Consider the following 12,484-nt stretch of genomic DNA (forward strand, 5'->3'; position numbering starts at 1 on the left):
TTGATGAACCGTGTTAATGCTCTTGGACGGTCTGGTCGGAGGGAGGGAAAACTGGTGTCTGAAACTAAAGTTCGCAAAAACGAGACAATTGATGCTGCACTTCGTCGCTTCAAGCGTTCCATTGCTAAAGATGGCGTATTGGCTGAAGTGAAGAAACGCAAGCATTATGAAAAGCCAAGCGTAAAGCGCAAGAAAAAGTCCGAGGCTGCTCGTAAGAGAAAGTTTTAGGAGGATCTGAACTAGCATGAATCTTAGCGAACGATTGAACGAAGATATGAAGCAAGCGATGAAGAGTAAGGACAAGTTCAAACTCTCAACGATTCGAATGGTTCGTTCGACGATAAAAAATCTTGAAATAGATTTGAAACGAAGTTTGGATGACAACGAAGTGCTTGATATTTTTAGTCGTGAAATCAAACAGCGCAAAGATGCCCTCCAAGAATTTGAAAAAGCGGGACGCGACGATCTTGCCGCCGATGCAAAAGCAGAAATTGAGCTCCTTAGCGCCTACCTCCCGGAACAGCTTACTGAAGAAGAAATTAAAGTCATTGTACAGCAGACCATCCAGGAAACCGGTGCTTCTTCAAAAGCCGAGATGGGTAAAGTAATGAGCGCTCTCATGCCGAAAGTTAAAGGGCGTGCAGACGGAAAGCTTGTCAATCAAGTTGTTCAACAATTTCTGTAACAACATAAGTGAAACACCCCTTGTTTTCTCAAGGGGTGTTTTTTCTTTGTCGTGAAGGAGCAGGGCTTGGAGAAGCCGAGCGCCTTGATCGATGGTTTTTTCCATGGATGGGCATACTTTTTGAAACGAAATCGTTTCTGATTCGTAATAACTACCATATGGGTGCAAGTAGATACATATGCTTATGCAAGAGGCAGGCCGCTGAACCTGTTTTGTCGAAATGAAGGTAGAGGTGGCCGAATTAAGTCGAAAAGGAGGGGAAAAGATGAGTAGAAAGTTGTGGATGCGCAGATTCCTGACATTAACAGCAGCGGTCGTGATGATGCTGATATCGATCGGAATGTATGCAGCACCGATGAAATCCGCGATGGCGGCTAACATCGGGTCGGTGTACGTCATTCCGGTGAAGCAGCCGATCGAACGCGGCTTAACCAGCTTTATGGAACGCGGATTTAAGGAAGCCAAAGAGATGGCGGCAGGACTGATCGTCCTGGAAATCGATACGCCGGGCGGTCTTGTCGACCAAGCGGGTGAAATTGCTACCTTGATGAAGGGCAGCGAGATTCCGATCGTGGCTTACATTACGGGCGATGCGGCATCGGCCGGCAGTTACATCGCACTCAATGCAGACAAGATTGCCATGTCCGAGGGCAGCATGATCGGCGCGGCTTATATGGTGGATGCCAGAGGCAATCGGATCGAAGATGCCAAGCTGGTTTCCTGGTGGAAGAGCAAGATGGCAGGAGCTGCCGAAGCGGGTGGTCGAAACAAAGAAATCGCGATGGGCATGGCTGATATCAATCTGAAGGTCGACATGCCTGAAATCGGTTTGACGAAGCAGCCAGGCGAGATTATATCCTTGACGCATGATGAAGCGCTGAAGACAGGCTATGCGGACACGATTGCGAACAGCACAGAAGAAGTCATCGCTTGGATGGACTATTCCACGCAGGACGTATTCCGGATGGAGCCGACCTTCTCGGAGAAGCTGGCTACATTTCTTACGCATCCCGGGGTCATGACGCTGCTGTTGTTCATCGGTATCGCAGGTGTCATTATCGAAGTCATTGTTCCAGGCTTTGGCGTGCCGGGAATTCTTGGCGTGGTTGCATTCGTGCTCTATTTCTTCGGCAATCAGGTGGCCGGATTTGCCGGTTGGGAGACCTGGCTGCTGTTTGTGATCGGTATCGTGATGCTGGCGATGGAACTGTTTGTGCCAAGCTTCGGGATACTGGGCATCATCGGTTCCGCCAGTTTGATTGCCGGCGTCGTCATGGCGGCCTACAGCACCTCTCATGTTGCTCTGTCCCTTGGGGTTGCGGCGGCATCGGCCCTGGTGGCCATCATTGTGGTTGCCCTCGTATTCAAGGAACGGGGAGTATGGCGCAAGTTCATACTCAGCGACAGCTTATCGAAGGAACAGGGGTATATTCCGAATGAAGACCGGGATGTTCTGATCGGTTTGGTCGGAACTTCGATAACGCCGCTTAGGCCGGCTGGAACGATGGAACTTGAGGGACGTCGCCTTGATGTGGTTACCCTTGGCGGCTTCATCGATTCCGGCAGACCGGTCCGCGTCATCAAGACGGACGGTACCCGAATCGTGGTAGAGGAAGAAAAAGGGTGAACCTCTGCGCGTAATTGTGTAGTATTAAAAGAGCCCGTGTTTAAACGTTCTACGTGATGAAGGCAAATATTCAATATTGGAGGGTAAACGAATATGGAATTGGATGGTTCTTTGGTACCGATTCTTCTAATCGGGGTTGTCGCGATTATCCTGCTTAGCGTGTTTTTCAGTTTCTTCCCGTTAATGCTCTGGATCTCGGCGCTCGCTTCCGGCGTGCGCATCGGGATTATTACATTGGTGGCCATGCGCCTGCGGCGCGTAACGCCTAGTCGGATCGTGAATCCGCTCATCAAGGCCACGAAGGCAGGACTTGGTCTTAATATCAACCAGCTGGAGAGTCACTATCTGGCCGGAGGTAACGTAGACCGGGTGGTCAACGCCTTGATTGCAGCCCAGCGCGCGAACATACCGCTTGAGTTTGAAAGAGCTGCGGCGATTGATCTTGCCGGACGCGATGTACTGCAGGCGGTTCAAATGAGCGTTAACCCGCGCGTGATCGAGACGCCGGTCGTAGCAGCCGTGGCGAGAGACGGTATTGAAGTGAAGGTTAAAGCCCGCGTGACCGTGCGTGCCAACATCGACCGTTTGGTCGGGGGCGCAGGGGAAGAAACGATCATCGCCCGTGTCGGCGAAGGTATCGTAACCACGGTCGGTTCAAGTAATTCCCATAAAGACGTGCTGGAGAATCCGGATTCGATCTCAAGAACCGTGCTGTCCAAAGGCTTGGATGCGGGCACTGCGTTTGAAATCCTGTCCATCGATATCGCGGACGTCGACGTAGGCAAAAACATCGGTGCTTACCTGCAGACCGAACAGGCGGAAGCCGACAAGCGCATTGCCCAAGCGAAGGCGGAAGAGCGCCGTGCCATGGCGGTAGCTCAAGAGCAGGAGATGAAGGCCCGCGTCGTGGAAATGAGAGCGCGCGTGGTGGAATCGGAATCCCAAGTTCCGCTGGCGATGGCCGAAGCGCTTCGCAGCGGCCAGCTGGGCGTGATGGATTATATGAACCTGAAGAATATCGAAGCCGATACGCAAATGAGAGGTTCCTTCGGTAAGATGGGTGAGAATAATGACAACTCCGGAGACAACAAAACCAAGTAACCACGATGAGGTGAGCCTATAGTGAGCTGGTTAATCGAAAATTTTTACATTGTAGCTGTTATAGGCTTCTTCATCATCTCCGCCCTCGGAAAGCGCGGCAAGAACGCTGAGGACGGGAAAAACCCCCGTATGCCATCCTTCGGCGGCGAAGGGGACCGTCCTGCAAGACCGGGGCAGCAGCGGCCACAGCGGCCTGAAGCAAGACGGGTACAGACCGCTCCGCAAGTCTCCCGTCCGGCACCTGTTCAGGAAAGCCCCCGGATCGACAGGATCGATGAGGAAGAAGCGGATACCGGAAACGGATATTCTCTTGAGCATCAAGAGATTGACCGAATGAAACGAAGGCTTGAAATGAGTTCGAGCCACGACAGTATGGATCATCGAATCGAGATGATGCAGAGGGATCTGGACCGGATCCACTCCCATCTGAATCGGATGACACTCGATATACCGGAAACCGTTGTCGAAATCCACGACGAGGATCAGGAACAGGTCAAGAATGGCCGATCGGTTCTTGCTGAACAGGCTCGAAACGGCATTGTGTGGGCTGAGATATTGGGTCCCCCGCGCGCCAAACGCTCCATGAATCCTCGCCGGTAAACGGCGGGCGCGTCTGAGGTGTTCAGAGCCATAGGTTAGGGTAAATTTTTAGAAATTAGCTGCGATTCATAGATTCTTAGATTCATAGAAGCGGGAGACCGCCTCGTCAGATTTTTGACGGGGCGGTCTTTTTACTTTTCATCTCATAAAACGGCTGCCTGGGGCATAAGGTGTACAGTACAGGAAGGGGGAAAGTCTCCATATGTCCCGCATCAGCCGCAAGCTGCAGAAATGGACCCAAGAAATGCTTGATTTGCCACAGGACCTGTTATTTGATTTACCGCGGTTGACCCTGATTGGCAATAAAGAGCTGCATATCGAAAACCATCGCGGAGTCCGGCATTTTTCCGAGGAACGACTTGTGTTGTCATTAACGCAGGGTTCTTTGGAGATTTCCGGGACCGGGCTTGCGATTCAGGCCATTCAAAGCCATGAAGTGACCATCATTGGCACCATTCATAATATTCAATACATAGGATTGGGGGAGAAACCGTGAAGATTCCGACGATGATCCATCTTCGAGGATATTTGAAGCTCGCCGTTCGCGGTGAGCATGTGGAAGCATTCATCAATTCATTGGCGGAGGCCGGAACCCCGGTTTGGGATGTAACACCGACAGGGGCGCATTCAGCAGAGTTTAAGCTGCTGCTGAAAGATTTCAAAGGGCTCCGTCCGCTGTTAAAACGGACAGGCTGCCGTACGCGCATCAAGGAGCGTTTTGGTTATCCTTTTCAAGCACGACGTCTGTTCAAACGCAAAGCTTTTGTTATCGGCGTCGTTGCGTTTTTTATGATTCTGCTGACACTTTCGTCCATGGTATGGAACGTGGAAGTCGAGGGGAATGAAACGATTGCGTCGGAAGATGTGCTCGATGCGGCCAAACAGGAGGGCATTTATCCGTTTCAATGGATATTTAAGCTGCAATCGATGGACAAGCTGTCCGGCAATATGACCGTCCGTCTTCCGGGAACCTCTTGGGTAGGGGTGGAACGCAACGGGACGCGCATACGCATTCAGATCGTCGAGGCAGCCGTGCCGGAGAAACCGCCTCTCCAGAGCCCAAGGCATCTGATCAGTACCCAGGACGCGGTAATTACTCACATGTACGCAGAGAAGGGGGTTCCTAAAGTAGGGATCAACAGCCGGGTGAAGAAGGGCGACATTCTGATCTCCGGGGTTCTTGGGGATGAGGAGAACTCGGAAAGAGTCGTAGCCAAGGGGGAAGTTAGAGGTCTGGTATGGCATGAATACGATATCGAAATTCCGTTGGTAAAAACGCATAAGGTCTATACGGGCGAAGGAAAGAAGCGCTCCTATATCGTGTTCGGGGATCGTGCCGTTCAGTTGTGGGGCTACGGGGAAATCCCGTATTCGCAGCAGGAGACCCTGACCTTCTATGATCCGCTGACTTGGAGGACGCGCGTGCTGCCGCTCGGCTGGATGACGGAAAAAATCATGGAGGTCACCGAGGTCCAGCGGACCATTACCGAGGATGAAGCCAAAAAAGAGGGAATCGAGGGGGCGCGCCGCGATATTTTGGCGAAATATGGGACCGATTCAAGATTCGTAAGCCAAAAAATTTTGCATGATAAGAAAGAGAATGGTAAAGTTTATATGAAAGTGCTTTTTGAGGTGGAAGAGACCATCGCGAAAGAACTTCCCATAGTATACGATCAAGGAGAATGAGGCTATTTGTCACAGCAAACGACCAGCATTCAAATTTTACTTCAAAGCGCGTCAGAAGGTCTGTCCTTATTCGGACCACAAGATACATTTCTAAAATTAATCGAAAAAGAGATTCCTGCGACGATCGATTCACGGGAAGCCGTCATCACGATTCGGGGACAACATCGAAATGTGGAGAGTCTTCAGCAGCTGTTTGAAGTGCTGCTCCAGCTTGTGCGCAACGGCTACATTTTGACCGAGCGCGATATTCTTTATGCTGTAGAACTTGCCAAGGATCTGAGAGCCGATCAGCTGCTGGATCTGTACAAGGGCGAGATTACGACAACTTTCAAAGGTAAGCCTATTCGAGTAAAAACCATCGGTCAGAAGCACTATGTGACCACCATCAAGAAGCGGGACATCGTATTCGGCATCGGTCCTGCCGGAACAGGGAAGACCTATTTGGCCGTCGTTCTGGCCGTAGCCGCGCTGAAGGAAGGATCCGTCAAAAGAATCATTCTGACAAGGCCCGCGGTGGAGGCCGGAGAGAGCCTGGGCTTCCTGCCCGGAGACCTGCAAGAGAAGGTTGACCCTTATCTGAGACCTTTGTACGATGCCTTATACGACGTCATGGGCCCGGATCAAACGGCCAAGGCGCTGGAGCGCGGGTTGATCGAAATCGCGCCGCTCGCGTACATGCGCGGACGGACGCTGGACGACTCGTTTATTATTTTGGATGAAGCACAGAACACCACGCCGGAACAGATGAAGATGTTTCTGACACGGCTCGGATTCGGTTCGAAGATGGTCATTACAGGGGACGTGACCCAGATTGACCTGCCGCGGGGGAAAAAATCAGGACTTATCGAAGCTAAAACGATATTAAGCGGAATTGAGGAAGTCGGATTCGTCTATTTTGCCGAACAGGATGTTGTACGTCATTCCTTAGTACAAAAAATCATCGTCGCTTATGATAAAGCAGCAGAAAACCAAGATTAAAGGGGATTGTCGCAATGGCCTCCAAAGAACCATCGACGGACAAGTCCATGTGGAGTAAAAACAGCGGATGGAAATATAGCGTGGCAACACGCTATATTCTGTTTCTGCTGCTTGCTTTGCTCTTCTATATCAGTCTAGCATCCAAGCTTTTACCGGAACGCTATGACATCCAGGTCAATACGAAAAGCGAAAAGAATATCGTGGCGCCCGTTCAAATCGAGGACAGCAAGGCGACGCTGAAGGCACAGGAGGCGGCGGCGGAGAACGTCCAGCCGATTTACCCTCTCGTCCCGCTGCGGAACGACGTTCTGGTTACGCAGATCCTTGACCGTATTGAACGTTTGAACCAGGACGTGGATATCAGCTCCGCCGAAAAGGTGGAGATTTATCGCAAAGAAATTCCGCGGATGGCCAGAGAATTCGTGCAAAATTTCGTGTCGGCCAACAGCACGAATGAAGCCTACTCCAAAGAGCTGCTTCAGGAAATGCAGCGGGTCATCGAAGAACAAACCTATCGGATTCCCGAGGAAACGTTCATTAAGATACCGCGGTTGAATTCGGAAGATATTATCCAGATGAAGCCCGTAGCCCGCGAGATCGTTTCCAGGCTGATGCTGAACGAGATCGTGGATGCCGACACGGCCCGCACCCGCGTGGCGGAACGAGTGAACACCAGCTCGTTGAATGATCGGACCGCCAGGGAAGTCGTTCAGGAACTGGCGAGTTTAACGATTACGGCCAACAAGTTCTATGACGAGGTCGCCACGAAGAATGCGAAGGTTGAAGCTCGCGAGAATACCCCGCCCGTCTTTATCAAACAAGGGGACATCCTTGTGGCAAAGGGTCAGCTCATCACGCCGGAGCTGTACGAGCTGCTCGGCAAGAACGGGCTGCTGAAGGACGACATCAACTATTGGCCGGAGCTTGGCGTTTTGCTCCTGTCCGTTTTGCTGTCCCTCGGCATACTGATGTTCATCCGGCAGTCGGAGCCGGGCAAATTCAAATACAACAACTCGCAACTGCTGATGTTGGTCCTGGTGTACGTCATTACGCTGATCACCATGCATTTGACCGCATTTCTGCAGAGCGATTCCCAGATGTACGTGGGGTATTTGGCGCCTGTCGCGATCGGCGCGATTCTGGTTACCCTGCTGCTGGAGACCTCGCTTGCCTATTTCAGCGTCATTATCTTCAGCATCATGGCAAGCGTCATATTGAACGTTCAAGGGGAACTGTTCGACTTCAAGTTCGGGTTATTCGCAGCCGTGACTTCCTGCGTGGCGATCTTCTCGATCCACCGCGCGAGCCAGCGGTCGACGATGCTGAAGGGCGGCATCATGGCTTCTCTCTTCGGCGCCTTGATCGTGTTCATTATGCTGCTGCTCAATAACGACACGTGGACTACGACGGAAACGCTGTATTCGATCGGTTTTGCCATCGCGGGCGGACTGTTAACGGCGATCCTGGTTATCGGGCTCATGCCGTTCTTTGAAGTCACCTTCGGCATCCTCTCGGCGCTGAAGCTGGTTGAATTGTCGAATCCGAACCATCCGCTGCTCCGTAAACTGCTGACAGAGACGCCGGGCACATACCATCACAGCGTCATGGTCGGTAACTTATCCGAGGCAGCTGCGGAAGCGATTGGCGCCAACGGACTGCTGTGCCGCGTCGGTTCTTATTATCACGATATCGGAAAAACCAAGCGCCCGATCTATTTCATCGAGAATCAGAACAATATGGAGAATCCGCATGATTCCATAGAACCGAAGCTGAGCAAATCCATTATCGTAGCGCATGCAAGGGATGGCGTGGAGATGCTCAAGGAGTACAAGCTGCCCAAGCCGATAAGGGATATTGCGGAGCAGCATCATGGCACCACGTTTTTACACTATTTCTATCATAAGGCGGTTCGCCAGGCGGAAGAGCAGGGCGTCGAGCCGGATTTCACGGAGGATGATTTCCGCTATCCGGGGCCGAAGGCCCAATCCAAGGAGTCTGCGATTGTCGGCATCGCCGACAGCGTGGAAGCGGCCGTCCGATCATTGCGTAAACCAACGGTCGAACAGGTCGAATCGATGATCGAGAAGATTATCAAGGGGCGTCTGGATGACCATCAGTTTAATGATTGCGATTTAACGATGAAGGAACTGGACATCATCGCCAAGACGTTAAAGGAGACGGTGATGGGGATTTTCCATTCCCGGATCGAATATCCGGAGGATGTGAAGCGTCCCAAACTGTCCGCGCCGAACGGCGAAGCCTCGACCGCATCGGAGACGTCCGCAACAAGTGAGGAACAGAGAAGGAGCGTATAAGAATGAGCCTGCAGCTGGCATGGAATAATGAACAAGAGGATTTTCAGATTAGCGAGGAATTGATCACCCTGCTTGAAGCGATTCTGCAGAAGGCCGGAGAGGCTGAAGGCGTAACCGATGGCGAGGTTGATCTGACCTTTGTTGATGATGAAGGGATCCATGAATTGAACCGGGAGTACCGGGGAATCGATCGTCCGACCGACGTGCTCTCCTTTGCAATGAATGAAATAACGAACGATGAGCTCGAGATCATTTATGAGCTGGAAGAGGGAGAAGAGCTGGAGAGCGTGCCGGATGTACTGGGCGATATCATTATTTCGGTCCCCCGGGCGAAGCTGCAAAGCGAAGAATACGGTCACTCCCTGGAGCGTGAGCTGGGTTTTCTGTTTGTTCACGGATTTCTTCACTTGCTCGGATATGACCATCAGGATGAGGCAAGCGAAGCCGAAATGATGGGCAAACAGGAAGCCGTACTAGCCGAAGTAGGATTAACAAGATAGTGAAGCCGCACAGACAATCGTTATACAGGGCTTTTGGGTGCGCCATGCGAGGCATCTTGACGGCTGTACAAACGGAACGCAATATGAAAATCCACATTGCTGCTGCCTTGATTGTGTTCATCGCAGCAGCTTTGCTGCAATTGGATCGAATCCGCTGGTTATTTTTGGTATTGGCGGTTTCCCTTGTATTCATCGCGGAGCTGGTCAATACTGCGGTGGAGGCCATCATCGATCTGGTCTCGCCTGAAGAACATGTGTTAGCCCGGGTGGCTAAGGATACGGCAGCCGGTGCAGCACTCGTTGCAGCGGTTTTTGCCATCGTGATCGGCATTATGGTCTTCTATGAACCGGTATGGGAATGGATACATACTTTAACAAACTGAACGATATAGGAGGAACTAGATATGGATGCAGGTTTGTTGATGCAAGAAGCGATTAAGGCGCGCACGCGGGCGTACATACCTTATTCGAAATTCGGCGTGGGAGCGGCCCTGCTGGATTCTCGCGGACAGGTGCATTTGGGCTGCAACGTGGAGAATGCAGCCTACGGACCGACCAACTGCGCGGAGCGCACGGCATTGTTCCGGGCGATTGCCGACGGTCATGAAGCGGGGAGTTTCCAAGCGATCGCCATCGTTGCGGATACGGACGGCCCGTGCACGCCGTGCGGCGTATGCCGGCAAGTGCTGGTGGAGCTGTGCAAGCCGGATATGAAGGTCATTATGGGCAACATGAAGGGCGACATCAAGGAGACGACCGTCAGCGAACTGCTGCCGGGGGCGTTCGGTCCATGGGATTTAAACAAGCAGTAAGACTCCAAATCATATAGTATGGAATCATGTAGTACACAACACGCAGATACGGAACCGTAACGGAGGCATGGTATGCAAAAAAAACAATTTAAATCCGGTTTTGTGGCAATTATCGGCAGACCGAACGTAGGAAAATCGACGCTGATGAACCAAGTGATCGGCCAAAAAATCGCCATCATGTCGGACAAGCCGCAAACGACAAGAAACAAAATCCATGGCGTTTATACGACCCCGGATTCCCAAGTGGTCTTTCTGGATACGCCGGGCATCCATAAGCGTCAGTCCAAGCTCGGAGATTATATGAACCAGACCGCTTTGAGCACATTGGGTGAGGTTGAAGCGGCATTGTTCCTGGTTGACGCGTCCGAGGGCATCGGCGGGGGAGACCGGTATATCGCCGAGCAGCTGCAGAAGATCAAGACGCCGATCATCCTGGTGATGAACAAAATCGACAAGATTGAGCCGCCCGCTCTGCTGCCTCTGATCGAGCAATATCGGAAGCTGCATGATTTTGCAGAGATCGTCCCGATTTCCGCGAAGCTCGGCAGCAATGTGAACACGCTGCTCGAGCAAATCCAGAAGTATTTGCCGCCAGGCCCGCAGTACTATCCTGAGGACCAAGTGACGGATCATCCGGAGCAATTCGTATGCGCCGAGCTGATTCGCGAGAAAATTTTGCACATGACCAGGGAGGAAGTGCCTCATTCCATCGCAGTCACCATCGAGGACATGCGGGTAGAAGAGAACGGAACCGTCTATATTTCCGCCGTTATTTTCGTAGAACGCGATTCCCAGAAGGGCATCATTATCGGCAAGCAGGGGGCGCTGCTTAAAGAAGTGGGCAGACAGGCCCGCCAGGATATTCAAAGGCTGCTGGGGTCCAAGATTTTCTTGGAGCTCTGGGTTAAAGTAAAAAAAGATTGGCGCAATCAAGAACGCGTTCTTCGCGATCTCGGATTTCACCGCGGGGAATAATGAAGCCGGCTCAAATTCGAGGGAAATCATACGCGGCTGCCGCCTGCCAACAATTGCATTTCATAAATCTGCTCTAGAGGCACATCCTAATTTTCGTAGATGATGCAGACGTCATTTCCGAAGAGAGGATGAATACGAATGCGAGATTTTTCGTGGAAGTATTTTGCGATGACTGGAGATGTCGATGCGTATTTGCTGTATAAGGAAGCCGAGGGTGAATCGGTCCTTGCAGCTGCATCCGTTGAAGACGAGGCGGCCCCGAATGAAGAAGACGAGTAATCATTGGTTGTTCCAGGAATGGTTGGGGGAAAGCGCATGCTATATCGGGCGGAAGGGATTGTCATCCGCAGCATGGACTACGGTGAAGGGAACAAAATCATTACACTTTGCACCAAAGAATCGGGCAAGGTAGGCGTGCTGGTCAGAGGAGCAAAGAAGGTGAAAAGCCGTCATGCTGCTCTGACGCAGCTGTTTACTTATGGAGAATATGTGTTCTTCCGAAATGGTACCGGGCTTGGCAACTTGAACGCCGGCGAGATTATGGAATCTCACCACGGGCTCAGGGAGGACCTTGTAAAAGCCGCCTATGCTTCTTATGCCTGCGAGCTCTTGGATCGGGTGCTGCAGGATGAGGAGACGGGCGCTTTTTGGTTTCATCAGCTCAAGGCCTGCCTGGAAGCCCTTCAGGAGGATAAGGATCCCCAAATTATCATCAATCTGTATGAGATGAAAATTTTGCAGGCGGCAGGGTACGGGCCGGAGCTGGATGTTTGCATTTCATGCAATCAATCCAGAAAAGACGAAGATATGCTGGTGAGCCCCCGCCTTGGCGGCGTGCTGTGCCGTTACTGCAAACATCTGGATCCGCCGGCGATGGCCATCTCAACCAGAACGTTGAAGCTGCTGCGCCTGTTTGGACGCCTGAACCTGAGGCGGCTGGGCAATGTAGACGTAAAGGACGAAACGAAGGCCGAGCTCAAAAAAGTTATGCGAGCGTTGATGGATATGCAGCTGGGGCTGCGTTTGAAATCGCAAAACTTTTTGGATCAAATGGACAAGTACAACATTTGACGTAAGGTATGGAATGAGGTATTATATTTATCAGTTTATTAGTTTTTTGAATACTGACATGCATTGAACGGGAAAGTAGTGAATAATCGATCCAATGATAGCGAGCCGGGGGCGGTGGAAGCCTGGCGGGAGAT

The 12,484-nt window shown here is 51.6% G+C and carries 15 protein-coding genes; all 15 read left to right on the forward strand.

All coding sequences use genetic code 11. The features are described from left to right. The first annotated feature begins 54 nt into the window (after positions 1-54). The 15 genes from rpsU to recO all read left to right on the forward strand — a co-directional run bounded on the left by rpsU (position 55) and on the right by recO (position 12,350). Positions 55-228: a 30S ribosomal protein S21 gene (gene rpsU, locus MHH82_RS09155; protein ID WP_005547957.1), complete on the forward strand. Its 174-nt coding sequence runs from the start codon at positions 55-57 to the stop codon at positions 226-228. Positions 229-244: 16 nt separating this feature from the next. After that, positions 245-685, forward strand: a complete 441-nt coding sequence (locus MHH82_RS09160) for a GatB/YqeY domain-containing protein (RefSeq protein ID WP_006209020.1) — start codon at positions 245-247, stop codon at positions 683-685. Positions 686-950: 265 nt separating this feature from the next. After that, positions 951-2,312 carry an NfeD family protein gene (locus MHH82_RS09165; protein WP_340965334.1) on the forward strand — a complete coding sequence of 454 codons (1,362 nt, stop codon included), beginning with the start codon at positions 951-953 and terminating at the stop codon, positions 2,310-2,312. Between the two features lie 93 nt (positions 2,313-2,405). Next, positions 2,406-3,413, forward strand: coding sequence for a flotillin-like protein FloA (floA, locus tag MHH82_RS09170; protein WP_036666067.1), 1,008 nt, complete (start codon positions 2,406-2,408; stop codon positions 3,411-3,413). Positions 3,414-3,434: 21 nt separating this feature from the next. Continuing rightward, entirely contained in the window at positions 3,435-4,013 is a 579-nt protein-coding gene (locus MHH82_RS09175) for a hypothetical protein (protein ID WP_340965336.1), read from the forward strand. Positions 4,014-4,215: 202 nt separating this feature from the next. Continuing rightward, positions 4,216-4,509: a sporulation protein YqfC gene (gene yqfC / locus MHH82_RS09180; RefSeq protein ID WP_009590797.1), complete on the forward strand. Its 294-nt coding sequence runs from the start codon at positions 4,216-4,218 to the stop codon at positions 4,507-4,509. Next, positions 4,506-5,699, forward strand: coding sequence for a sporulation protein YqfD (yqfD, locus tag MHH82_RS09185; protein WP_340965340.1), 1,194 nt, complete (start codon positions 4,506-4,508; stop codon positions 5,697-5,699). The genes yqfC and yqfD overlap by 4 nt, the downstream gene beginning before the upstream one ends. 6 nt (positions 5,700-5,705) lie before the next feature. Next, positions 5,706-6,677 carry a PhoH family protein gene (locus tag MHH82_RS09190; protein ID WP_009590792.1) on the forward strand — a complete coding sequence of 324 codons (972 nt, stop codon included), beginning with the start codon at positions 5,706-5,708 and terminating at the stop codon, positions 6,675-6,677. A gap of 14 nt (positions 6,678-6,691) precedes the next feature. Continuing rightward, a complete protein-coding gene (locus MHH82_RS09195; RefSeq protein WP_036666063.1) occupies positions 6,692-8,992 on the forward strand; it encodes an HD family phosphohydrolase in 2,301 nt (766 codons plus the stop codon). 2 nt (positions 8,993-8,994) lie between these two features. Then, positions 8,995-9,492 carry an rRNA maturation RNase YbeY gene (gene ybeY / locus MHH82_RS09200; protein ID WP_036666062.1) on the forward strand — a complete coding sequence of 166 codons (498 nt, stop codon included), beginning with the start codon at positions 8,995-8,997 and terminating at the stop codon, positions 9,490-9,492. Continuing rightward, positions 9,492-9,875 carry a diacylglycerol kinase family protein gene (locus MHH82_RS09205; RefSeq protein WP_340965345.1) on the forward strand — a complete coding sequence of 128 codons (384 nt, stop codon included), beginning with the start codon at positions 9,492-9,494 and terminating at the stop codon, positions 9,873-9,875. Before ybeY ends, MHH82_RS09205 begins: the two co-directional genes overlap by 1 nt. 21 nt (positions 9,876-9,896) lie before the next feature. Further along, the gene (gene cdd / locus MHH82_RS09210) at positions 9,897-10,304 is read left to right on the forward strand and encodes a cytidine deaminase (protein ID WP_009590810.1); all 408 of its coding nucleotides are present in this window, start codon (positions 9,897-9,899) and stop codon (positions 10,302-10,304) included. A 72-nt stretch (positions 10,305-10,376) separates the two neighbouring features. Then, the gene (gene era / locus MHH82_RS09215; protein ID WP_015734202.1) at positions 10,377-11,279 is read left to right on the forward strand and encodes a GTPase Era; all 903 of its coding nucleotides are present in this window, start codon (positions 10,377-10,379) and stop codon (positions 11,277-11,279) included. 138 nt (positions 11,280-11,417) lie between these two features. Next, positions 11,418-11,558 (forward strand): YqzL family protein, encoded by a 141-nt coding sequence (locus tag MHH82_RS09220; protein WP_009590824.1) that lies wholly within the window; start codon positions 11,418-11,420, stop codon positions 11,556-11,558. A gap of 36 nt (positions 11,559-11,594) precedes the next feature. Further along, positions 11,595-12,350 carry a DNA repair protein RecO gene (recO, locus tag MHH82_RS09225; protein ID WP_340965349.1) on the forward strand — a complete coding sequence of 252 codons (756 nt, stop codon included), beginning with the start codon at positions 11,595-11,597 and terminating at the stop codon, positions 12,348-12,350. Positions 12,351-12,484 lie beyond the last annotated feature (134 nt).

The organism is Bacillus sp. FSL K6-6540, from assembly GCF_038007545.1.